The 23,810-nt window shown below is 67.9% G+C and carries 16 protein-coding genes; 6 read left to right on the top strand and 10 right to left on the bottom strand.

Going from position 1 to position 23,810, the window contains the following annotated elements; translation table 11 throughout:
• Window positions 1-69 precede the first annotated feature (69 nt).
• Entirely contained in the window at window positions 70-2,328 is a 2,259-nt protein-coding gene (locus CYFUS_RS38700; protein ID WP_095989770.1) for a TonB-dependent receptor family protein, read from the bottom strand.
• Window positions 2,329-2,447: 119 nt separating this feature from the next.
• Entirely contained in the window at window positions 2,448-3,926 is a 1,479-nt protein-coding gene (locus tag CYFUS_RS38695; protein ID WP_232537059.1) for a hypothetical protein, read from the bottom strand.
• A 225-nt stretch (window positions 3,927-4,151) separates the two neighbouring features.
• Here CYFUS_RS38695 and CYFUS_RS38690 point away from each other — a divergent pair, with 225 nt between their 5' ends.
• Both CYFUS_RS38690 and CYFUS_RS38685 read left to right on the top strand, forming a co-directional pair.
• On the top strand, window positions 4,152-5,375 hold the full coding sequence (locus tag CYFUS_RS38690) for an imelysin family protein (RefSeq protein ID WP_095989769.1): 1,224 nt from the start codon (window positions 4,152-4,154) through the stop codon (window positions 5,373-5,375).
• The gene (locus tag CYFUS_RS38685) at window positions 5,368-6,813 is read left to right on the top strand and encodes an HTTM domain-containing protein (RefSeq protein ID WP_095989768.1); all 1,446 of its coding nucleotides are present in this window, start codon (window positions 5,368-5,370) and stop codon (window positions 6,811-6,813) included. Before CYFUS_RS38690 ends, CYFUS_RS38685 begins: the two co-directional genes overlap by 8 nt.
• A gap of 9 nt (window positions 6,814-6,822) precedes the next feature.
• Here the strand turns inward: CYFUS_RS38685 and CYFUS_RS38680 are convergent, their stop codons facing one another.
• The 3 genes from CYFUS_RS38680 to CYFUS_RS38670 are packed head-to-tail and all read right to left on the bottom strand — an operon-like array spanning window position 6,823 to window position 8,605.
• Window positions 6,823-7,239, bottom strand: a complete 417-nt coding sequence (locus CYFUS_RS38680) for an EamA family transporter (RefSeq protein WP_095989767.1) — start codon at window positions 7,237-7,239, stop codon at window positions 6,823-6,825.
• A 54-nt stretch (window positions 7,240-7,293) separates the two neighbouring features.
• A complete protein-coding gene (locus tag CYFUS_RS38675) occupies window positions 7,294-7,659 on the bottom strand; it encodes a hypothetical protein (protein WP_095989766.1) in 366 nt (121 codons plus the stop codon).
• Between the two features lie 31 nt (window positions 7,660-7,690).
• Window positions 7,691-8,605, bottom strand: coding sequence for an SDR family oxidoreductase (locus CYFUS_RS38670; protein ID WP_095989765.1), 915 nt, complete (start codon window positions 8,603-8,605; stop codon window positions 7,691-7,693).
• Window positions 8,606-8,681: 76 nt separating this feature from the next.
• Between CYFUS_RS38670 and CYFUS_RS38665 the strand changes: the two genes are divergently transcribed.
• Window positions 8,682-9,584, top strand: a complete 903-nt coding sequence (locus CYFUS_RS38665) for a LysR family transcriptional regulator (protein ID WP_095989764.1) — start codon at window positions 8,682-8,684, stop codon at window positions 9,582-9,584.
• A 49-nt stretch (window positions 9,585-9,633) separates the two neighbouring features.
• Here the strand turns inward: CYFUS_RS38665 and CYFUS_RS38660 are convergent, their stop codons facing one another.
• From CYFUS_RS38660 to CYFUS_RS38640, 5 genes are all read right to left on the bottom strand, one after another.
• Complete coding sequence (locus tag CYFUS_RS38660; RefSeq protein ID WP_095989763.1) at window positions 9,634-10,482, bottom strand: class I SAM-dependent methyltransferase; 849 nt, start codon at window positions 10,480-10,482, stop codon at window positions 9,634-9,636.
• A gap of 142 nt (window positions 10,483-10,624) precedes the next feature.
• Window positions 10,625-12,331 (bottom strand): ABC transporter ATP-binding protein, encoded by a 1,707-nt coding sequence (locus CYFUS_RS38655; RefSeq protein WP_232537057.1) that lies wholly within the window; start codon window positions 12,329-12,331, stop codon window positions 10,625-10,627.
• A 71-nt stretch (window positions 12,332-12,402) separates the two neighbouring features.
• Window positions 12,403-14,202 carry an ABC transporter ATP-binding protein gene (locus CYFUS_RS38650; protein WP_095989761.1) on the bottom strand — a complete coding sequence of 600 codons (1,800 nt, stop codon included), beginning with the start codon at window positions 14,200-14,202 and terminating at the stop codon, window positions 12,403-12,405.
• Between the two features lie 154 nt (window positions 14,203-14,356).
• Window positions 14,357-15,169 (bottom strand): helix-turn-helix domain-containing protein, encoded by an 813-nt coding sequence (locus tag CYFUS_RS38645; protein ID WP_095989760.1) that lies wholly within the window; start codon window positions 15,167-15,169, stop codon window positions 14,357-14,359.
• Entirely contained in the window at window positions 15,166-15,645 is a 480-nt protein-coding gene (locus tag CYFUS_RS38640) for a Fur family transcriptional regulator (protein WP_095989759.1), read from the bottom strand. Before CYFUS_RS38640 ends, CYFUS_RS38645 begins: the two co-directional genes overlap by 4 nt.
• A 377-nt stretch (window positions 15,646-16,022) precedes the next feature.
• On the opposite strand from CYFUS_RS38640, the gene CYFUS_RS38635 reads away from it, so the two are divergent.
• Genes CYFUS_RS38635 through CYFUS_RS38625 form a run of 3 tightly spaced genes read left to right on the top strand, consistent with a single transcriptional unit; the run spans window position 16,023 to window position 23,706 of the window.
• Window positions 16,023-19,709, top strand: a complete 3,687-nt coding sequence (locus tag CYFUS_RS38635) for a hypothetical protein (RefSeq protein WP_095989758.1) — start codon at window positions 16,023-16,025, stop codon at window positions 19,707-19,709.
• Complete coding sequence (locus CYFUS_RS38630) at window positions 19,706-20,245, top strand: DUF1318 domain-containing protein (RefSeq protein WP_095989757.1); 540 nt, start codon at window positions 19,706-19,708, stop codon at window positions 20,243-20,245. The genes CYFUS_RS38635 and CYFUS_RS38630 overlap by 4 nt, the downstream gene beginning before the upstream one ends.
• Complete coding sequence (locus CYFUS_RS38625) at window positions 20,239-23,706, top strand: PD40 domain-containing protein (RefSeq protein ID WP_095989756.1); 3,468 nt, start codon at window positions 20,239-20,241, stop codon at window positions 23,704-23,706. The genes CYFUS_RS38630 and CYFUS_RS38625 overlap by 7 nt, the downstream gene beginning before the upstream one ends.
• Window positions 23,707-23,810 lie beyond the last annotated feature (104 nt).

Below are 23,810 nucleotides of genomic sequence, written 5' to 3'. Positions count from 1 at the left end.
CGCTACTCGGCCCTGGGTGGCTTCTTCCACCATGCAGGGCTACCCCTTCGCGGACCTGCCTGAAGGGGGTTAGAGCTGGATCTTGAAGCCGCCGATGAGCGTGCGGGGCGCATTGGGGCGGGCGCCGTACGGACGGCGACCGACGATGACGGCCTCGTTCAGGATGTTGCGGCCGCTCACGTAGAGTTGCCCCCAGCGGGTGATGTTCCAGTGGGCGTTCACGTCGAACGCCAGCAGCGCCCCCGTCTTCTTGCCCTCGGGGATGTCGCCCTGGCCCGCCTCCTCGCGCATGCTGCCCAGGTAGGTGGAGTTGATGAATGCGCCCCAGCGCGCGCCCTCCACGCCAATGGAGGCGAAGAGCTGGTGATGGGGTACGTACGGCAGCTCGTCTCCCGCCACCACGTTGCCGAACTGTGGATCCGACGAACGGAAGTCGTTGAGCAGCTTCGTGCGCGTGAACGTGTACGCCACCGTCAGCGGGAAGGTGAGACCGCCGCCCGGACGGAAGGTCTTCTCCGCGTAGGCCTCCAGGCCGTAGATGTTCGCCTCGCCCGCATCCACCTGCCGGTCCAGGTTGTCGTTGAGGCAGCCGTTGGAGAAGGTGCAGACGTCGGTGAGGTTGGAGTAGTCGTTGAAGAAGCCCACCACCTCGAAGCGCTCACCGCGTCGCGACCAGCGTGCACCGGCCTCGTAGTTGATGCTCTTCTCCGGGCCCACGGTCTGGGGCTGGCCCGGCGCGGGCGGGGAGAAGCCCCGGTAGGCGCCGGCGAACAGACCCAGCGCGGGGCTGAGCGCGCCATAGACGCCCAAGCCCGGCATCAGCGCCTCCAGCGCTCCGCTCTGGGTGGTGCCCGCCATCTTGTCCACGGACTGGGAGCGGATGACCTCCAGCCGCACGCCCGGCGTCACCACCAGGGGCCCCCAGGCGATGGCGTCCGTCGCGTGCAGCGCGAGCGCATGCGTGGAGTCCTTGTTGTCGGCGGTGACCTCGGTGGTGCCCCCCTCGGCGACCAGCTCGCCGGACACCATGCGGAAGCCGTCCTGCGTGTGGCGCCGGTCGATGCTGTCGAAGTGGTAGCGCACGCCGAACTCGGCGCTGTGCGACAGCGGGCCCGTCTTCGCCGTCCAGCGGGCGATGCTCTGGATGCCCTGGCTCACGAAGACGCGGTGGTTGGGCCCGATGAGGAGGATCTCTCCCGGCGTGGACGAGTCCAGCTCCCCGGTGAGCACTCCGTAGTAGATGGCGTTGCGCGCGCTGGTGGGGTCCGCGAGCACGTTGGAGATGTTGATGCCCCGGAAGCCGTTCACCTTGCGCCAGGAGCGGTCCAGGTCCTGGCGGTACAGCGACGTCGTCACCGTGATGTCGCGCCCCTCCAGCACGTGGCTGAGCACTGCCTGGGTGCGGTGCCACTGCATGTGGTCGAACTGGCTGGCCTTGTAGCGGCGCAGCGGGTTCGCCGCGAAGTCCGCGTCCGACAGGCCCAGGTACGTCTCGTTGGAGGCCTCGTCGGAGTAGCCCAGCTTGAGCTGGAGCGTCTGGCGCAGCTCGCCGTCCGGCACCAGCCGGTAGCGCGCCTTGGCCATCCACTCATTGCGGTGGAAGCCGGTGGTGGCGTCGCTGTTGTCGATGTCCTTGAACCCGTTGCTGCGCAGGTGGATGCCTTCGATGAGGAAGCCCGCGCGCTCGGTGCTGGCGCCGAAGTAGCCGTGCGCCTTGCCGTAGAGGTACTGGCCGCCCGCGACGTCCAGGCCGAACGACTCCTGCGTGGGGATGTCTCGGGTGATGAGGTCCACCGACCCGCCCACCGTCTGCGGACCCTGCTGCACGGAGGAGGGGCCCTTGAGCACGCGCACCGACTGCATGCGGGTCATCAGCGGGAAGTAGTACGCGGCGGGCGCGGAGTACGGGGCCGGCCCGAAGAGGATGCCGTCTTCCAGCAGGGTGACCTTCTTGCTGCGGTCCGGGTTGACGCCGCGCAGGCCCAGATTGGGCCGCAGGCCGAAGCCGTCCTCGCCGCGGCCGTACACGCCCGGCACGGACTGGAGGATGGCTTGGGGGTCGTCCAGCTCGTAGCGCTGGAGCTTCTCCGGCTTGAGGATGTGGATGGAGCCGCTCGTCTTCGCCTCGGACGTGCCCACCACGACGCTCTCGAAGCGGTGCTTGTCGGCGGGCGGCGCGGCCGGAGGCTCGGTCTCGGTTGGCGGCGGTGCCAGCGGAGCCTCGGTCGGGGTTGGGGAGGACTCCTGCGGTGTCGGCGGCGTCTGGGCCAGGACCGACGAGGAGACGACGAAGGAAACCACGGCGACTGCCCAGGTCGGTGCACCCATGAGGACGAAGACTCCCGGAGGAATGTGCGAAGAGATGCGGCGGTCGACCGCGCCAGCGGGGGAGTGGAACGTCCCCGCCGGCCCCGGAAGACCGACGCCGACCGCGACTGTGTGAACGACTACTGTGCTTCGGCGGCGCCCGCGATGACGATCTTGCCGTTGGACTGCACGGCGACGCTGCGAGCGGCCTCCTCCAGCTTGCCGACGATGACGTTCACCGTGACGATGCCACCGGTGCCGAAGGTGGTGTCGCGCGTGCCGTCCAGGTTGAAGCGCGCGATGGCGAAGCGGTTGTCACCGCCCTCGGTGACGAAGCCCGCCGCGTATACCTTGTTGTCCGGGCCGAACGTCACGCCCCAGAAGCGGTCGTTCTCCGTCTCGGAGAAGGGCACCGCGCCCGCGAACTCCGCGCCCGTCGTCATGTTGCGGATGAGCAGCACGGCGTCGTCGTCCTGTCCGCCACCGGCGCGGTAGCCCGCGGCCGCCACGTACTCCTCGGCACCCACGTTCGCCTTCTCCACGTCGAAGAAGGCCTCGTCCGGACGGTCGAAAGAGTAGAGCTTGAAGCCTTCGTTGAAGCCGTCCGCCGTCGCCGGCCGGCCGTCCGCCGTCAGCAGCACCGCCATGGCGTCGATGTTGCCCGACGTCGGGGTCCCGCTGCCCACCATGAACACGCGGTCGTCCTTCAGCGCCACCGCGTCACGGCCGCGGTCGTTGTCACCGGCCAGGTCCAGGATGAATGAACCGTCCGTGCCGAACGTGGTGTCGAGTGCGCCTGTTGCGGTGTAGCGAAACGAGATGAGGTCCACCGTGTTGCCGGACACGCCCGCCGCACGGCCGTAGCCGGTGGTGACGTAGGCGCCCGTGGACAGGCGCACCGCGGCGTAGGCCTCGGCGATGCCCCATTCCTTGGTCGGGTCGTTCGTGGCGAACGGCGCCGAGTTCAGTACGCCCTTGGATCCGAAGGTGTTGTCCACCGTGCCCGCCTCGTTCAGGCGCAGCAGCACGATGCGGTTGGCGGACTGCGCTCCCACGCCCGAGGGCTGCGACAGGTAGCCGGCGGACATGATCTTCCCGTCCTCCTGCACCATGCCGTGGCGAGCGGAGTCACCCAGACCGCTGATGTCCAGTGCGTAGAAGCCCTTGCGCGCGTTCGCGGCGGGGGTTGCGTTGAAGGTCTCGTCCAGCGCGCCGTTGGCGGTGATGCGGGCGATCACTCGGTCGGTGTCCGTGCGCGTGCCTTCCGCCTTCTTGGTGGCGAACACCACCAGCCGGTCCTGTGCGTCGCGGCTGATGCCCCACATGGCATCACGCACCGTGCCGGCGCCCCTGCCCAGGCTCACCCGCGAGATGCCGTTGCCGCTCGCGCCGAAGCTGTTGTCCACCGTGCCGTTGGTGTTGAGACGCACGAACGCCAGGTCCGTGTCTGGCGTGTCGGTGCCCGCGTCGGTGCCCGCGTCCGTCTGGGTGCCCGCATCCGGTGTCGGGGCGGGAGCTTTGTCGTCACCGCACCCACCCATGTAGGTCATGGCCAGGCCTAGGACCAGCATGCTGGGCAGCAGCTTTTCGATGCTCCGGTGCTTCCTCTCATTCGTCATGTTCAACCCTCGGGTGGGTGGTGAGTGATTTATGAGAGCGATTCTCATTTTTGGTGCCCACGCATGAGAATGGCTCTCATTTACGGTGGTCGAAAATGAGAACGATTCTCATTTTCAGACTCGTAATTGGGCGCCTGAGTAGACTGCGAGGCCCTCGAAGTCAAGGTGCCGTCCTGGTTTCGATAATAATTGTCAGTCGCAAGTTTGGTTGATACTGCGAGGGCCATGACTGTCTTCAAAGCCCGTCCTGAAGCGCCCTCCTGGCTGGGAGTGAGGGCCCTGGGGTTCATCGCGGTGCTGTGCGTGGCGTGCAGCGACGGCAAGCCCAAGCCGGTGGATCCTCCCCCCGGTGCTGGTGCGGACGTGCGCGCGCGGCTGTTGAGCGCGGCGGGCGAGTGCATCCTGGGGACGGCGCGTGACTTCCTGCCCAGGGCCGCGGCGCTCCAGGCGGCGACGGCGGCGCTGCGGGACGCACCGGACGCGGCGGCCCAGGCGGCGGCGCGCACGGCGTTCCACGAGGCCATGGACGTCTGGCAGGTGATGGAGGCGATGCAGGTGGGGCCCGCGGCGCCGCGCGGCAGTCCGGGCGGCGCGGAGATCCGCGACAACATCCATTCGTTCCCGCTCTACAACCGGTGCTCCCTCGAGGAGCAGATCGTCTCCAAGGGGTACGAGTCGGCCAGCTTCCCCTCCAGCCTGGTGACGCGGCGAGGGTTCCTGGCGCTGGAGTACCTGCTCTTCTATGAGGGCGCGGAGACGGCGTGCGGACCGAACTCCGCCATCGTGGCGCAGGGGACGTGGGCTGCGCTGTCCGTGGACGAGCGGGCGGCGCGCAAGCGGGCCTACGCGGCGGTGGTGGGAGCGGACGTGCACGTGCGCGCGCGGGCCCTGGTGGATGCGTGGGCGCCGGAAGGCGGCAACTTCCTGAAGACGCTGGCGATGGCGGGCTCCGGCAACAAGGTGTTCCCGACAGCGCAGGTGGCGCTCAACGCGATGAGCGACGCGCTCTTCTACGTGGAGCGCGAGGGCAAGGACCAGAAGCTGGCGCGGCCGCTGGCGCTGCGCGACTGCGCGTCGGACATCTGCCCGGAGTTGCTGGAGTCGCAGTTCGCGGGCCGTTCGAAGCAGAACCTGCACCTGAACCTGGTGGGCTTCCGCCGCATCATGGACGGCTGCGGCCCGGACTTCACGGGCACGGGCTTCGACGACGTCCTGGCGGCGGCGGGCGCGGAGGGCGTGGCCACGCGGATGCGCCAGCAGGTGGTGGAGGCCGAGTCGGCGCTGGCCGCGGTGGAGGAGGAGGACCTGCGGCAGGCGCTGGCGCGGGACAAGGCGTCGGTGATGACGGTCTACAACGGGTTCAAGGGCATCACGGACCTGCTCAAGACGGACTTCATCACCACGCTGGACCTGGAGCCGCCCGCGGGCCTCGAGGGAGACAATGACTGACGCGGCTGGCGGCGGGAGCGGGGCGTTCCAGCGTCCGGTGGCTCGGATGTGGGCATGGTTGCTGGTGCCCCGGGACATCGCCGCGCTGGTGGCGTTCCGGGTGGCCCTGGGGCTGCTCATCACCGTGTCGGCGGTGCGCTTCCTGGCCTACGGCTGGGTGGGCGCGTTGTTCGTGCAGCCCAGGTTCCGCTTCACCTATTGGGGGGTCGGCTGGGTGCCCGTCCTTCCCGGCCCATGGATGCCCACGCTCTTCGTGGTGCTGGGCGTGCTGGGGGCGCTGTTGATGATAGGGCTGTTCTACCGGGCGACGGTGGTGCTGCTGTTCACGGTGTTCGCCTATGTGCAGCTGTTCGACGTGACGAACTACCTCAACCACTACTACCTGGTGAGCCTGCTGCTGGCGTTGATGTGTTTCGTGCCGGCGCACCGGGCCTTCTCCGTGGACGCGTGGCGCAGGCCGGCGCTCCGGCGGGACTGGCTGCCGGCGTGGTGCACGGTGCTGCTGCGCTTCCAGGTGGCCGTCGTCTACGTGTTCGCAGGGCTGGCGAAGGTCACCACGGACTGGCTGGTGCACGCGCAGCCGCTCAACATCTGGCTGGCCGCCCGCACGGGGCTGCCATGGGTGGGGCCGCTCCTGGAGCAGCGCTGGGTGGCGTACGCGGCGGCCTGGGGCGGAATGCTGTTCGACAGCACCATCGTGCTGTTCCTGCTGTGGCGCCGCACGCGGCCGTTCGCGTACGTCGTGGTGTTGGGCTTCCACGCGGTGACGTTCGTGCTGTTCCCCATCGGGATGTTCCCCTTCATCATGGTGACGGCAGCGCTGGTATTCTTCGACCCATCGTGGCCACGCGCGCTCGCGGCCCGAGTGCGACTGCTTCCCGCCGCCGTGCGTCCTTCCGTGGCAGGCGAGGGGGCACCTCCGGCGGCGCCGGGTTGGAAGGGCCGCATGGCGCTGGGGGCGGCGCTGGCCTACGCGTTCCTCCAGGTTGCGCTGCCGTTGCGCACGCACGCGTATGGCGGCAACGTGCTCTGGCACGAGCAGGGGATGCGCTTCTCGTGGCGGGTGATGACGCGGGAGAAGAACGGAAGCGCGACGTTCATGGTGCGTGACAGCGTCACCGGCCGGCAGTGGCACGTTCCGCCCAGCCAGTACCTCACGCGGCTGCAGGAGCGGGAGATGGCGGTACAGCCGGACCTCATCCTGCAACTGGCCCACCGGATTGCCCGGGACTTCGAGACGGCCACGCACCACCCCATGGAGGTACGGGCTGACGCGCGGGTGTCCCTGAACGGCCGGATGTCGGAGCCGCTGGTGGATCCGTCGGTGGACCTGGCAAAGGAGGAAGACGGCCTGGGACCCAAGGCATGGATCCTCCCCGCGCCCGAGGGTCCCCCGGTGCATCTGCGCCCCACGCGGGGCGGCGGCCCCGGTGCCTGACTCCGGCCGTCAGCCCAGGGTCAGCAGTGCGCCGCAGACCATCATCCCCACGCCCATGACGAGCTTCCACGACATGGGCTCTCCCAGAAGACCCCACGCCAGGACGAGCGTGAGGGCCAGGCTGAGCTTGTCGATGGGTGCCACCCGCGAGGCGGGAGCGAGCTGGAGCGCCCGAAAGTAGGCCAGCCAGGACAGGCCCGTGGCCACACCGGAGAGGGCGAGAAAGAGGAGCGTGCGAGCGTTGAGGGTGGGAAGGGCGGCCCCCTCTCCCCGGGCCAGCGCGATGCTCCAGGCGAAGACCAACACCACCACGGTGCGCAGGGCGGTGGCGAGCGTGGAAGGCACGCCCTCCACGCCCACCTTTCCGAGAATGGCGGTCAGCGCGGCGAAACCCGCGGAAGCCAGGGCGTAGGTCCACCACGTCATGTGCGTGACTCCTGGGATTCAGCGATCACGGCCTACTCGGCCTCGCGCGGGCTCCTATCGACGCCCGATCAGCGCGGCAGCCACGACCAGGACGCCGAAGATGGCCGCGTTGAACTTGGGCTGCCAGTATTCCATGAAGAGGACCGCGATGGCGAGCCACCCGACGGCGGCGACCACCGACACCGTCACGACGGGGAGTTCCTTGAGCATGTCCAACGCGCGCCACGCGAGCCATAGCCCGAGCAGACCGAACACGAACTGTCCGAGCGCGAACGCTGAGTGGAGGCCGTAGTAGAGGGTCGTCTCGGTGCTGGGAACGTGCTTGCCACGTAGGTGCTGGGACACGACGTCGATGACGAAGTGCATCACTCCGGTGAAGGTCAGCCAGCCGTATGCTGCGTAGACGATGTACTTGTGCATGTCGTGCCCTGCGGGATTTCCGCGAATGCGCTCATTGAAAAGTGACTCCGGTGAGCTCCTCGGACACGCGCCAGAGGCGTTCGGCAGCCGTTTTGTCTTCCGCTTGCGGAGGAACCTTCGCCAAAGTCGGAAAGCCACGCATTTCGTTCATCTTGTCGGGGCCGTAGTAGGCGCCGGCCCTCGCCTCGGGCGAGGTCGCGGCGAAGAGCGTGGGGAGCGCACCCTGCGACGCGGGCTGGAACATGAACCACATGAGCGTCCGCGTCATGCCGGCGGCACTCCAACGGCCGGGAGCGTTGTGCAGCAGGTCGGTGCGCGAGATGCCGGGGTGCGCGGCGATGCTGGAGACGCCCCACCGATTCGCCTCGCTGCGCCGCTGCAGCTCGAAGGCGAAGAGCAGGCAGGCGAGCTTCGACTGGCCATAGGCCCGCATCGACTGGTAGCTCCGCGTCGCGTGCAGATCGTCGAAGTCGATCGCGCCGGCCCGCGCGGCAACGCTCGACAGCGTGACGACGCGCGTGTTCGTCCCATTGCGCAGCAGCGGCATGAGGTGGGCCGTCAGGGCGAAGTGGCCGAGATGGTTGGTGCCGAACTGCAGCTCGAAGCCATCCGAGGTTGCCTGACGCCTCGGTGGGGTCATCACGGCGGCGTTGTTGATCAACAGATCGAGACTCCCTCGCTGCCCCTTCAGCCGTGCGGCGAAGTCGGCGACGGACTTGAGGCTGGCGAGATCGACCTGCTCGAACCGGACATTCGCAGAGGGGACTTCGGAGCGGATTCTCGCGACAGCCTCCGCGCCTTTCTGATGATTGCGGCCCGCGATGATGATCTCACCGCCTGTCCGTGCGAGTTCGAGGGCATCCTCGAGTCCGAGACCTCCGGTACCGGTGATGACGGCCGAACGGCCCTTCTGAGAAGGCATGTTGGAAGTTGTCCACTTGGTCATGCGCCGTGGTGTAACGATCCACGCGGGTGTCGGTAAAGCGCGAGACTTCCGACACACTGTCTGGTAAATGAAGACAATGAGCCTTGACCTCGATGCCCTCAAGGTCTTCGTCCGGGTGGCGGAGCTGCGGAGCTTCACGCAGGCCGCTCACCAGCTCGGGATGCCCAAGGCACGCGCGTCCGCGCACGTGCAGAAGCTCGAAGCCGAGCTTGGAACGCAGCTCCTCCAGCGCTCGACCCGCGTCGTGCGCCCCACGCCCGAGGGAGAGCAACTCCTGAAGCGTGCCCACGGTTTTCTCGCGGAGGCCGAGGAAATCGCGGCGCTCTTTCATGCGAGTCGTGCGTTGCGTGGACGGGTGCGCGTGGAACTCCCCGTCCTCATTGCGCGCGAGTTCGTCATTCCTCGGGTGCCCGAGCTGCTCGCGCGCCATCCGCAGCTCCAGTTGGACATCTGCGCGAGCGACCGACTCGTGGCGGCGGTGCGTGAGGGGTTCGATCTCGTGCTGCGCGTGGGGCCGGTCAACGAACCGGGGCTCGTCGGGCGCCGCATCGGCGAGGCGCCGATGATGAACTGCGCAAGCCCCTCGTACCTGCGCCAGCATGGAACTCCGCGCACGCTGGACGATCTGCGCGACCACCTCGTCGTCCACTACGCAACCGACCCGGTCCCGGCCTTCGAGTACTTCGACGGCGAGACGTACAAGGAGCTACCGATGCGCAGCGTGGTGACCGTCGACAACTTCGACGTGTATGAGGCGGCGTGCATCGCGGGCCTGGGCATCGTGCAGGTGCCGCGACCCGGGCTGGAGCGGCACGCGAACAAGCTCGTCGAGATTCTGCCGGAGTTCACCGCACGACCGGTGCCCATCACGCTGCTGCACACGCACGGGCGCTCGGTGCCGCGTCGCGTGCGCGCCGTGATGACCTGGCTGATAGAGTTGCTGGCGCCCACCGTCGGCGAACTCGTGAGAGCTCGGTGAGGTGTCGCCAGGTCGTCGGCGTTACTCGATTTCGCGCCCCACGAGTCCATCACTCTGCGCGCCTACCCGTCACGAGGTGGACGTAAGCCTCCAGCCGGACGACTCCGTCTCGCAGGTGGCGCGAGAAGCGTTCCGTCAAAGCTCGACGCGCGCTTGCTCGCACCACGTCGTCCGCCTTGGCCAACGGCTCCGCGATCGAGAAGGCCGTGAGCGCGAAGTCCGCTGCCGCTGCCGCGGTGAGGCCACCACCGATCGCGAGCTCTCCGTGCCACGCGCGTACCTCCAGGTCGCCGAACCCAGCCCGCTGGAGCAACATCAGCAGCTTGTCGGGCTCACCATAGCGAAATGGGCCTGGGGTATCGGGCAGGGGGGGCGGCAGTTCGACGACCTCGGCGACGACGTCGCGCACCGTCGTCACCCAGGGGTTGTCGGCGGGTCGCCCCCAGACGGCGAAGGCGAAGCGTCCTCCCGGCACGAGCCAGCCCATGAGGTTGCGGAAGGCGGTGGGAGCGTCGTCGAAGAACATCACCCCGAAACGTGAGGTGAGTCGCTCGTAGGGACCCCTGGGCGGTGGCGTCGTCGCCACGTCCGCTGTCAGGAAGGTGATGGCGTGCTCATCGGGTGGAGTACGGGCGCGCGCCGTCTCGATCAACCCCGGCGAGATGTCGAACCCGTCAACGATGCTCCCCTCTGGCGCTCGACGTAGGAGCTCCCGCGTCGTTCCGCCGCCGCCACATCCGACATCGGCGATCCGAACAGGCTCGTCGAGACGCAGCGCACGGATCAGCGGTTCGTCGATTGGCGCGAGCATCCCTTCCATGCCGTCGAGCCTGGCGCGCCACTTCTCGCCTCGGGTAGCAGCCCAGTCGAACTCCGGGGAGTCCTTGTTCGTCTTCATAGTCCACGCTTTCTGTCGGCCCAGTAGGGCTTGGTGCGAATGCTACGCTTCGACCATCCGGCCTTGAGCAGATCCTCGCGGAGCCGGACGATCGAACGGTCGAAATGCGACGCCCTTGAGGGAGTCTCCCTCGACGCGGACATCACGATTGAGCCTCGACGACGGCGGGAGTGGAAGTCCCGAGCCGCCAGCCCTTCGCGCGCTCCTGCTCTCGCCACAGCCCCGCGTACACGTCTCCCTTGGCGAGCAGCTCGTCGTGCGTCCCCGACTCCGCGATGCGCCCCTTGTCGAGCACGACGATGCGGTGCGCACGCCGCACGGTGCGAAGGCGATGGGCGATGACGACGACGGTCTTCTTCTTCACCAGCTCGTCGATGGCGCGCTGGATCTCCGCCTCGGCGGATGCGTCGACCGATGCGGTCGCTTCGTCGAGCAGCACGATGGGCGCGTCCTTGAGGATGGCGCGCGCGATGGACAGGCGCTGACGCTCGCCACCGGACAGTGAGCCGCCTCCTTCACCGAGCACCGTGTCGTAGCCATTCGGCAACGCGCGGATGAACTCGTGCGCCCGCGCTGCCCTCGCCGCGTTTTCGATCTCTTCGCGCGTGGCGTCGGGACGGCCGACACGGAGGTTGTCGAGGATGGTCCCCGAGAAGAGGACGACATCCTGGAACACCATCGCGATGTGCTGATGAAGTGTCTCGAACGGTACGTCGCGGATATCGACGCCGCCGATGCGGATGGTGCCTTTCCCACGCGGGATGTCCCATAGCCGCGCGACCAGGTGCACCAGCGTCGACTTGCCCGAGCCGGAGGCACCGACGAGCGCGGTGAGCGAGCGCTCGGGAAATGTCGTCGAGACGCCGTCGAGCACGGCCTCGTCTTCGTAGGCGAACGAGACGCCATCGACCTCGACGTCGAAGCGCTGGATGGGCGCCGCGGGAGAAGCCGGCTCCGCGAGCGGCCTCTCGGCGAGCAGACGATCGACACGGCCGAGCGCGCGTTGCGACGCCCGCAGCATGAGCAGCGCCACGCCAAGGTCGGCGACCTGGCGCACGACCCCAACGGTGACGACGAGGAAGACGAGCAAGACGGCGGGCTGAATCGATCCGCGCAGCGCCAGCGCGCTCCCCGCGTACGCCACCGCGACGAAGCCCACCTCGATGACGAAGCCGAACACGGCGAGCAGCGGCGACGGCAGGACGTCGGCGCGGATGAGGCCATCACGCAGGCGCTCCATCGCCTTCACGAAATGCTGGTAGACCTCGCCGTGTCGGCCGAAGGCACGCAGCACCGCGATGCCCTGCACGTATTCGACGACGCGGGCGCTCACATCGGCGGTGGCCTCGAGCACCGCTTCGATCTCTCGTACGAAGATGGGCGTCGTCGCAGCCAGAACGAGGAGCGCCACCGGGAGCGACGCGAGGATGACGAGCCCGAGGCGCAGCTCCAGGAAACAGAGCCCGAGCCCGACCAGCATCGGCAGCGCGAAGCTCGCCGCGAAGATGCCGAGGGTGTGCGACCAAACGTCTTCGACGAGTGCCACGTCCGTGGTCAGCACGCCTGCGAGCTCGCCGCTCCGGCGCCCGGTGAAGAACCCCATCGGCAGGCGCCGCAGGTGGTCCGCGGTGCGGATGCGCGCCTGCCCCATGAGCGCATGCGCGGCGATGAAGATGTTGGACATCGCGCCGCGCGAGAACGCGAGGCGCAGGAGCACCGAGAGCACGATGCCACCGGTGATCCACCCCGTCAGATGCATCGACAGCCGGTGCTCGAGCGCCTCTCGGACGAAGAAGAGGACCAGCGCGTAGGGCACCGCGATGGTGAGCGCTTCGGCGAAGGCGAACACCAGCCCGCGACGAAGGCGCGCGTCTTTTCGCCCCGCGAGCTGCTCGCCGAGCAGGAAGATCTCTCGAAGCATCACGCCACCTCCTGTGCGCGGGACGTACCCGAAGGCTCACCAAGCGACCAGTCCAGCGCCTCGGTGTGGCTGTTCCACAGGCGTTGATAGAGCGCGCAGCGTGCGAGCAGCTCTTCGTGCGTGCCTTGGTCATTCACACGGCCGCCATCGAGCACGACGATGTGATCGGCGGTGGCGATGGTCGAAAGGCGATGCGCGACCACGAGGACCGTCCGCCCCGCGCACAGCTCCGAGAGTGCTTCCTGGATGCGGGCTTCGTTCTCGGGATCGGCGAACGCCGTCGCCTCATCGAGCAGCAGCACCGGCGCGTCCTTGAGCAGCGCGCGGGCGATGGACAGACGCTGCTTCTCGCCGCCCGAGAGCCGCGCGCCTCGTTCGCCGAGCATCGTGTCGTACTTCCGAGGCAACGTCTGGATGAAGTCGTAGGCGCGTGCGGCACGACAGGCGGCGTCGATCTGCGCGACGGTGGCGTCGGGCCGAGCGAGACGAAGGTTCTCGCGGACCGTGCCGTGGAAGAGGAAGACGTCCTGGAACACCATCGAGATGCGCGAGAGCAGCGCGTCGAGTGGCACGCGGCGCACGTCGGCACCGCCGAGTTCCACGGTGCCGTTCGTCGCCTCCCACAGCCTGGGGACGAGTCGCACCAACGTCGTCTTGCCCGCGCCCGAGGGCCCCACCAGCGCCGTGACCTTGCCGGGCGGTGCTTCGAAGGACACGCCGTGGAGGACGGCGGGCCCTCCCTCGTCGTAGCGGAAGCCGACGCCGCGGAACGCGACGCCGTCGTGCGCGGGTCGTGCGGTGCTCTCGTTGCTCTCCAGATCCGGCGTCGTGAGGATGGTCTGGATGCGCGCGTTGCCCGCCTTGATGCGGTCGACATTTCCCCATGCGAACAGGAGCCTCATCATCGACATGAGGAGCTGTGGCCCCAGCACGAGGAAGAGCACCAGCGACTCGAGCGAGAGCGTCCCTTGCGTGTACAGCCAGCCGCCCATCGGCACGAGCACGACGAGGCTGGAGCCGATGAGCGCGCCGAACGCACCGTAGCCGCGGCCGTTGGTGCGCATGAACCCCTCCATCCACGCGAGCCCTTCCTCGATCGAACGAGAGAGATCGCCGAAGCGCCGCGCGGACAGGCCGAACGTCTTGATGACGTGGATGCCCCGCAGGTACTCGAGCAGCGACGTGTTCATCCGGCTCTGGATCTCGTTCCATTGCTGATGCGCCTTGCCGACGTCGCGCATCGCGATGGCCATCGTCAGCACGGCGAGCGGCGCCATCACGAGACTCGCGAGTGTCATGCGCCAGTCGACCCATAGCAAGGCAATGGCGGTGGAGAGCGGCACGATGAACGCCGCGACCGCGTCAGGGAAGTGGTGGGCGACGAACGCCTCGATCTGGTTCACGTCATCCAGCAGCGTCTTCTTCAACTCGCCCGCGCCGCGATGGCTGAAGAACGAGAGCGGTACCGCGCCGAGCTTCTTCGCGAGCCGGAGACGTAGCTCGTGCAGGATGCGGAACGCGGCGACGTGCGCGGCCATGTTGGCGGCGGCGACGAAGACGTAGCGCAACGTGAGCGCACCCGCGGCGATGAGCGCCAGCGAGCGAACCGCGTCGAGATCCGGCGGCGCGGCGTAGATCGCCGTCGCCATGCGCGCCACGACGAAGAAGGGCACGAGCGCGAGGGCCGCGGCCAACGTCGACGCGAGAGCCGCTCCGGCGACGAGCGGGCCCTGCAGCGCGAGGAGAGAGCCAAGTCCCCTGGTCGACTCTGCTCGCTCCGTCGTGAGGTCGCCGCTCATGCGCGTCTCCGGCTGATGATGACAATGCGAGTCGTTCGCATGATGTTCTGGAAATTCGATCTTTCCGTCAAGTCCGACGCACGGTGCGCGGAGCGTTTACTTGGGCTCATGCCGCTGAGGAAATCGCGGGCGCGGCGCCGCGTATTGGATCTTTTTACCCGTACACCGAGACGTGGTCGGTGTCCGCGACACGTGCCGCGAGCCACTCGCGCGGGCTCGAGCCCGCGAGGGCGCGGAACTCGCGAAGGAAATGCGCCTGGTCGCAGTAGCCGTGCTCGTAGGCCAAGGCCGCTCCACGCAAGGCCCCTTGCTCCAGATCGCGCAGCGCCGCTCGAAACCGTCGGACGCGCCAGAAGGACTTGGGGCTCAAGCCGACCTCGTCGCGGAAGAGCGCGAGGAGGCGCTTCGGCGAAAGCCCCGTCCGGCGATTGACCTCCGCGACCGACGTGAGGGTGGGTTCTTCGAAGGCGCGGAGAGACGCGCCAAGCGCGGGCCCCAGGTCGAACGAGCGGCGTACTCGTTTGAGGAGCAGGGCCTCCAGCAGACGCGCTTGATCGACCGGCGTGGGTGCCTCCATGAGTCGCTCACGCAGCGAATGGGCTGACGTGCCCCACAGCGCTTCCAACGAGACGCTCTGCTCCGCCATCGCGTCGGCGGGGACGTCGAAGAAGGGGCGTGCTCCGCCAGGCTTGAAGTGGACGCCGACGGTCGGGCCAATCGCGGTGCCGATGAGCAGCGGGCTCTGCCTCGCGCCGCACAAGATGGCCCCGGAGAACTCGGCCGGCTCGCTCGTTCGCTCGTCGGGATAGATGCGCATCGGGCTCTCTCCGAGGTGGACGACGAGCGCCTGCGCGCCCGTTGGCAGCACGCGCTCCCGCGGCGCCTGTGCGACATGGGCGTCGGACACCCAGAAGAAGTCGACGAGCCGATCGAGAGGTGCCCTTGGCCGATAGAACGCGTGACTCATGTTGCACGCTGGCAGTTCTTGCAGACGCCGAAGAGTTCGTGGACGTGTCCGGTGAGGCGAAAACCCAGGTGCTCGGAGATGTCTCGCTGGAGCACTTCGAACGCCTCGAACTCGAACTCGACGACCTTCTTGCACGAGGTGCAGATGATGTGGTCGTGGTGCTCTCGCTCGAAGGCGCGTTCATAGCGATGGCCCTGGCCGGCCGAGAGGAGGGACTCCTGGATCAGCCCCGCCTCCACGAGGAGCGGCAGCACGCGGTAGACCGTCGCGGCGTGCGTGTCCGCAGCGCCTTGTGCGCGCAGCTCGGTGAGCAGCTCCTCGGCGGTGAAGTGCCCCTCGTACTGAAGCGCGGCGCGCGCGACGGCATCTCGCACGCCGGAACTCTTGAGACCCTTCCCGTGCACGACGGCACGGAGTTGTTCTAGGGCCCGTTCGAGCCCACCCGAGTCGAGGGCCGGAGCGTTAACCCTGCGCATGAGCGAACTATGCGAGTAGTTCGCATGATCTTCAAGCGCCTTCCGCCGGAGTTTCCGGAGCATCGCAATCCCATGCCTGGCCGCGGTTGGTGTCGCGCGGGAATTCAAGGCGCTCCGCCGACTTGCGTCGAGCGCACGAACTCTCGGATGGTGAGAATGGCGGCTCAAGTAACCTGGGGCGCCTCGAGTCCGAACGCATAGGTGGGATGGGGGCGGTGTGGAGGGTAGAGATGTTGCCGCTCTTGCGCGGTTCCACTCCTGTGTCCGTTTCCAGGGAACAGGAGTTGGGGGGGCCGAGCCCGCCGGGTCCCGGCGATTGAAACCCGATTCCACCGCATGGTAGGACGAGGGAGACCGCTCGCTCCCGACCGAACATCATGGAATCCCCCGGAGCTGGACGACCTCGTCGGCGGTTGACTCGAATCCTCGCAGGCGTGCTCCTGCTTCTCGTCGCGACCCCCGCGCTGGTGCTGGTCACGGCGGTGGTCGTTCTGCACGGCCTCGACCGTCCCTGGCTGAAGCAGCGCATCGTCTCCACGGTGGAATCGGTCACTGGCCTGCGGCTGGACTACCAGACAGCCCAGGTCGCCGTGCTCTCGGGTCTGCGCCTGGAAGGGCTGGTGGTGCGTACCCCATCGCCGTTTCAAGGCGTCGCGCCCGAGCTGCTGCGCGTCGGCGCCCTGGAGGCGCAATGGTCGCCCGGCTCCCTGCTGAGCGGGACCGTCCTGGTTGAGCGGGTGGCGGTGCGGGACGTGGTCTTGACCCTGGTGGCCGACGAGGCGGGGCCCACGTCTCTCACGGGATTGATGGGGCCGGAAGCCCCCGAGCTTCCGCCCGTTGACGCGCCTCTCGGGGCCTCTCGGCAGGTCGCTGCTCTCCTGTCCTTCGCGCCTCCCATCGGGAAGGTCGAGGTGTCGGGCGTGTCGTTGAGCTACGTCCGCGTTCGGAACGGTGAAGTGATCGATCGCTGGTCCTTGCGTGGGCTCGCGGCCACGGTCGAAGCGAAGCCTCAGGACGATGGATGGAGGATCTTCGCGCAAACAGGCCAGACCGGTAAGCCGCTTCCACTGGAGTTGAGCCGTGAAGGCCCGGCCATTCCGTCGGCCCTGGCTCAACTGGAACTGACCCTCTCGGCGGAAGCAGGGGCGTCGGCCGCTCGCGCGCGGGTGGACCTCGATGTCGCGCGGCAGACGTTCGATCCGCGGTTCACGGTTCGCACCCTGCTGCACGGCACGGTCTCCGCGAAGTTCGATGTCGAGAAGCGGCACATCGCCATCGAGCTGGACCGCACCCAGCTGACCGACAGCGCCGAAGTGCAAGCCCAGGTGGTGCTTCCGGATGCGGCGGGTGCTCCGCCAGTCATGACGCGGGCCCTGGCGGATGTTGATCTCGGACGGTTGCTGCAAGGGGTCCCCGCCGATTGGCTTCTGTTCTCCATCGAGCGCGGCAAGGTGCATCTGGACGCCCACGAGGTCACGCTCAGCGCCATGCCGCAGCTGGGCGCCCAAGGCAAACTCGGGCTGGACATCGACGTCGCGGCGCTCCAGCTCGTTCAAGACGATCTTCGGGTGGCACTCGGAGGTGGACGCGTCTCCTTGGTGGCGACCCCTGATCCCCAAAAGGGATTGGCCGCCCAACTCGCATTCGCGCTCCAGGGGCTCGATGTCGGGGGGCCCACCACGCTTCGTGTTCCGAAGGCCCACGGCGAACTGAAGGGTCACCAGCTGCGGCCAGAGCCCTCCTCGCCCATCAAGGTCGCGGGGGATGCCTCCCTGTCCGGAAGGGTGGATGCACTGGACGTCCGTGCCCCCGGGCTCCGTGCGACCGCTGAACGTTTGGGATTTCACCTCGATGCCCCCTTGGCGGGTGAGCCGCCCTTCGCACTGAAAGCGGACGTGCCCGTGGGAGCACTCCAGGTGGTGACGGCGGATGGCCGCGAGGTGCTGAAGGGCCCCGTGCACGTGACGCTCAACGTGTCGGAGGCGTTCCCTCGGTTGGACGAGCCACGGCTCGGCCGGGCCCGTGCCCGTCTGGAACTCGACGTTGGCACGATGCACGCGTCGATGGATGCCACCAAGGGGACCGACGATGTGGCGTACACCTTGGCCGTCCAGACCCCGGACCTCGCCGTCGCCCGGCCCTTCATCCCCGAGTCGATTGCCGCGCGCTTTCCCTGGAAGCACCTGGCCGTGAACCTGGCCTCCACGGGCAAGCTGGCGGCGCTTTTTTCCTCCTCGCCACGGTTGGAGCACCGGACGGAACTGAGTCTGCAGCGGCCGGGATGGGATGACGTGTCGGCCAGCAGCCTCGCCGTCGTGATGCGTTCGCGAGGAGATGTCTGGCGGCACAAGGGCGAGCTGGATCTTCGAATCGACGGGCTGCGTGTTGGTGAGAACGACGCGGGTTCTCAGCACCAGACACTGACGCTGGACCTCGATCGCCGGAAGCCGTCGCTCCGGTTGGGGCTCACCAGCCACGAGGGGCTGAAGATCTCACTCGATGCCGCGCTGGCGTTCGACCGGAAAGCCCGCGCGCTTCGCTGTGATGTCGAGGGCGACCTTCCGCCCCTCGGTGCGCTGTCTCCTCTGCTGGCCAAGGCCCGGGTACCCGCGGAACTGGATCCCTCGCGGCTCGCATTGAACGTCGAGTTGCATGGAACGCTGCTCGGCGTGATCACGGACATCGCCACCGATGGAACCCCGAGCCTGGCCCCCGCCCCTCTGCGGACCGCCAACTTCGAGGGAAAGGCGGTGGTGGACGCGCGCGGCATCCGCTGGAGACAGGATGGCCGGTCGATCAACCTCCCCGCGTTGCATTGGCAGGTCGAGTCGCACGCCGAGGGGCCGCGGCGAATCGTCCACAGCAACCTGGCGGTGGAAAAGCTCGCCGTGGGCATGGGCGATCGCCGGCTGTCATTCGCCGACGTGTCCAGCGACACCACGGCCACCATCCCCGAGAAGTGGGAAGCGGACGAAATCGAACTGAAACAACTCTTGAAGGTCCGCTCCCTCGAGCAGCGGCCAGCGCTGCCCTATCCGGTTCAGGACCTGGAATGGTCGTTCTCCGCTCGCCGTGGGCCCAATGGCGTCATTCACGTTCCCGACCTCCAACTGACCAATGCGGGGACGAGTACCCAGCTGAAAGCCAGGGGCCGGCTCGAGCTCGGTGACGACCGGCGCCGCCTGGCGGTCCAGGGTGAGCTGGAGCAGGACTTGTCCAAGCTCGCGCAGCCCGGTCTCATCGAGAGCAGCGGCCAGGTCACGGTCAATTTCCAGCTGGCTTCGCCCAACTTGGTGGTCTTCCGAACCCTCTCCGAGCTTCTCCTCCAGAACGTGAGCCTGCGGCTGCCCGGATCGGGGATCGCGATCGAAAGGCTCGATGGCAACGTGCCACTGACTGAAAACGTGGAGTTCACCGAGGGCCGGGTGCGTCTGCTGAACGACATCGACGTGAACCCGTACTCGATGCTGCGTTTCGCCGACCAACACCCCTTGCTCTCGCGCAACGGCTTCATGTCGGTGGGCAGCATCACCACGCCGCTCATTTCCATCGCGCCCCTGGCCGGAAACCTGTCCATCAACCAGAACATGGTGTCCTTGAGTCAGCTGGAGATGGGCGTCCGCGGTGGGCGTATCACCGGACAGTGCATGTTGGACTGGCAGGGAAAGAACTCCACCCTGGAGGCACACGTGCGGGCGACCGGCGTGAAATCGTCTCGGGGCGAGCCCTTTGACGGAAATGCCGCCGTGGTCATCTCCGGCAAGGATCGCAGCGTCAACGGACGCGCGGAGATCCTGCGCATTGGCAACCGCCACCTGCTCGACCTGCTCGATCTCGAGGATCCGCACCACACCGATCCCGCCACCAACCGCGTCCGCTACGCATTGGGATTGGGCTACCCGGAGCACGTACGGGTGAACTTCAACCGCGGCTTCGGCCGCCTGAGCATCACCATGGGTGGCCTGGCCAGGCTGCTCAGCATCGACGAGATCCGGGGCATCCCCATGGGTCCCATCGTCGACCGTGCCATCAACTCCCTGTCCCTTTCGGAGGCCACGCCATGAAACGCCGCGGGTTGTTGCTGCTTGCCGCCCTCGCCCTTCCCGGGTGCATCCGCGCCCCCGAGATCGTCATGGTCGATCGCGCGACGGCGCTCGAGGAGCAGGCCTCGGGATCGTTCAAGGACGTGGAACGGCGTCTGGATCGCGCGGGCATGAGCCCGACCCCGGTGCCGCTCACGCCCAACCAACTGGAGGAACTGGGCATCCAACCCACGCCATTGGTCGAGAACCTGGGCAGGACGCAGGCGGACCGCGTCGACGAGCTGCTGCGGCGCCACTGTGTGGGGGAGGGGAGGGATGGGTTGCTGGTGGACACCCGGAGCCGCTGCCAGTCCGGACGCTTGTCGGCCGATGACGCCGCCCTGGTGGAGCGGGTGAACCGGGCCCGGCGGCACCTGTGGCAGTGGATGCGGACGGTCCGCCCCAGCGTGCCCGAGGAGTCGTTGCGCCGGAACTGGCAACAGGTGCACTCGGAGGGGGTGATCTGCGGCGGCTGGGTGGAGTCCGAGGACGGCACCTGGGGAGAAAAGAAGTGCTGACGCCTCGTGGCCGGTGCTTCCTGGTCCTGGCCGTTCTCCTCGCGGGCAGTGCCTGGGCGCAGGACGATGAGAACGACGGAGGCTTGCGCAGGCCCTCACGGCTCACCGTGGGCATGGGAGATCAATTCCTGGGGCAGTTGGCGCCCGATGGGAACACGCTGATCTTCGTGTCCAACCGCAACATCGCGACCGAGATCTACGTTCAGGAGCTGGAGCAGGGCCGGGAGCGCCGCCTCTTCGACGAAGGCGCCGATGTGACCTGGCCGCGCGTCAGTCCCGACGGCAAACACCTGCTCTACATTTCGTTCCGGAACCAGGCCAGCGGTCAGCTGTGTGTACGGGAGCTGCCTGGCGCGGAAGGTCGCCGCTGCCTCGAGGAAGAGACCAGCGCGCTGCAGGCGGAATGGATCGATGCCTCGCATATCGCGCTGGTGAGCCGGGCGACCATCCAGGGCGATCTGCGATTGTCGCGGGTCTCGGTGGCGCGCGAGCTGAGCGCGAGTCCCCTGCTCGAGCGCAACCTGACCAGTCCCGCCCTCTCTCCCGATGGGCGCTGGCTGGTGTACGTCCCGGTCGAACGCTCCGTGCAGCAGGTGGGCCCTGGCTTCGCCGCGCGCGCCTCGCCCCATCTGGAGGTATTTCGGCTGGATCGCCCCGGCGCGGTCCCCATCCCGCTGGCGCTCGATCTTCCGGGACAGACCGGACAGCCGGTGTTCGCGCGCGATGGGCGCTCGCTGTACGTGGTGCAGTTCTTCACCGACTCCAATGCGGACGGGGTGATCGACGCCAGCGACAGGGGAGTGCTGTTCCGGGTGCCTTTCGCCGCCGAGCGCGAGGACGCGCCCGGGTTGGCCGCTGCCTCCAGTCCGGACCAGCTCACCAGTGTGTCCTGGAGCTGCGAGTACCCGGCCCCCGCGACCGAGTCACTCATCGCGACCTGTTCGCGTGATCAATCGCTGGATGTGTATCAGTTGCCGCTGGATGGCCAGGTTCCCAGCACCTGGGACGTTCCTCGTCTCAGCGCGGAATTGAAAATGGTCGGCAGGCGCGCGGATCAACTCCTGCTCTACCACCAACGCCTGCTGCGCGAAGTCCGGCCCAAACTGCGTCGTCTGCTGATGATGCGCCTGAGTCAGCTCCACCTGGCTGCCGAGGACTTCGATGCGGCGGAGTTCTACGCCCGCCGCATGCACTCGGTGGACGATCCCGCCACCGCGGGACTGTCGGAGCCGCTGCGGCTCCTCATCGATCACCGTCGCGCCATGAAGGAGAGCGAACGTGGCCGCATGGTGGACGAGCCGCTCGACGCCGAACGCAAACGCATGGCCGCGTTGGATCCCGCCGCCGCTCCCAGCCCCCCCTCCGCCGTCTTCCAGCACGTGGTGCGCAGTGAGCTGGCGGAGGACGCTGGCGACTTCACTCTGGCGCGTCAGGAACTGGAGGCGGCCCAGCTGACCGACACCACGCCGCGCGCGGTGCTGGAAGCCTATTACGAACGAGCGGACACGCTGTACCGCACGCTCGACGATCGGGAGGCCCTGGTCGAAGCCGGCCGCCGGCTCTCCATGAACAAGGTGTTTCCCGAAGACGACCAGCTCGACTTCGCTCGCGCCGCCGTCCGCGCCCTGTACCGGGGACGCCCCTATGACGAGGCGGATGCCGTCATGGCCCGGGCTCTCGCCTCGGCACCCGCCGGCTCGGCCTATGCGTTCGCCTTGGAGCTGGGCCGGCACGTCAATGCGTTGCACGACGAGCGTCCCCCCCGCGCCGTCCGGGAGGCCTTGATCGCGTTCTACCATCAGCAGAAGGAGCCCCTTCGCCGGCGCGTCCTGGTGCAGGACGCCGTCGAGCGCGCGGCGGGCCTCGGCGCCGATGGCGTGCTGGAGGCCCTGGCGACGGTCTACGTCGACGACGCCCCGCCCGGCACCGAGGAACGCCGCCAGGCCGAGCGGTTGTTTCGCCGCGCGATGATGGGCCGCGCCTATCGCCGGTTGGGGAGGCAGCGCCTGGACGAAGCCCGTGCCGACTTCGACCTCGTGACTCAGCGGACTGGCTCACTGGAAAGTGCCGTCGAGTCCATGAGCCTGCGTTTGCGTGCCGGCGTCAGCCCCGAGGTGGTGGAAAAGGAAGTCACCACCTCCTCCGCCAGCATGGCCAGGCCGCTCGCGCACTTCGTGAAGGCCTACCTCATGGCGCGCCAGTTGCCCAAGCTGGAGGATGACCGCGCCCACGCCCGGGCGGTGGCGGCGGCCGTGAAGGAGCTGCGTGCCTCGTGGCAGGAGCTCAAGAACCAACGCGAGGTGCATGCCCTCTCGGGTGCCATTCATCACGAGGACTTCCTCCGCGGCCACGCTCCCGCCGCCGCCGAGCGCGCCAACCGGCACTACCTGATCGCCCTGGACCTGGTGCGCAACAACGTCCGCTACCGGGCGATGATCCTCGGCGCGTTGGGGCTGTTGCACACCCAGGTGGGCAACTTCCACATCGCCCTGGGCTATCTCGAGCAACGGGACAAGTTGCCCTACGTGGACAACGCGCCGGGGCTGGCGGTGTCCCTTTCCCGCGCTCGGGCGCTCTTGCACGTCGGCCGCGAGGAAGAGGCCGCGCAGGCGGCGGATCAGGCCCTGGCCATGGTGGACGCCACACCGAAGCTGGCCAGGTTCGTCCCCCTGGTACTGGATCGCGCGGCGCTCTACAACCTCGCCGCGGGCCGATTCGAGCGTGCGTTGGCGCTCTATGATCGCGAGCTGCCCACCGTGGAAACGGGTCCCAGCGACGCGGAGGGTCTGCGCAACCGGTTGGTGGTGCGGCTGGCCCGCTGCGCCGCGGAGCTGGGGGCGGGGCAACCCCAGCGGGCATTGGAGGACCTGGACCGCGTCGAGCGCGACCTGGCGACCCCAGTCGTGCAAGCCTCGCTGACCTGGGCACACGCAACTCCCCAGCACGTTCAGCGCTCCTATCGCATCATCGCCGCGGGACTGCGCGCCAATGCGGAGACCCGACTCGGGCACCTGGACGCCGCCGCCCACGCACTCGAACAGCGGCGGGTGCTGTTCCTGGAACAGTTCGCCGAGTCGGATCGCGATGAGGACCTCCGCGCGGTGACGCTGGCGGAGATGCGGCTGGCCGAGAATGCCGTGGATCGCCGGGACACGACGCGGGCGGGCCACTGGTTGGGCAAGGCGCTCGAGCACACCGACACCCTGATCGAGCGCACCCACGCACCTCTCGATGCCGGTCAGCTCGACGTGCTCTGGTTCGCGGCACAGCTGCACTCGGATGGGAACACGCAGGTGCCTTTCGATGTGCACGAGCGTCTGGGTCAGGCACAACGCGCCCTCATCGACCAGCGTGATCCTTCCTGGCGCTCCTATCTGGCGTGGATCGAGATCTATCTGGCTCTTGGCGCGAACCCGCCAGCAGAGATCCGGGATGCCCTGGTTCTGCCCGCGCAGCCATAGTCGAGCGGCGTGAGCCTGCCCCGAGCTGATGGCTTTCCAGCGGTTCGTGTGTACCCCGGGGTGAGGCCAACCCGCCATCGGCTACCTGGGGAGCCTCTTGGGGC

The organism is Cystobacter fuscus, from assembly GCF_002305875.1.
Lineage (GTDB): Bacteria > Myxococcota > Myxococcia > Myxococcales > Myxococcaceae > Cystobacter > Cystobacter fuscus_A.
The sequence above is the reverse complement of the archived record's forward strand: the minus strand, read 5'-3'. Positions and strand labels throughout refer to the sequence as shown.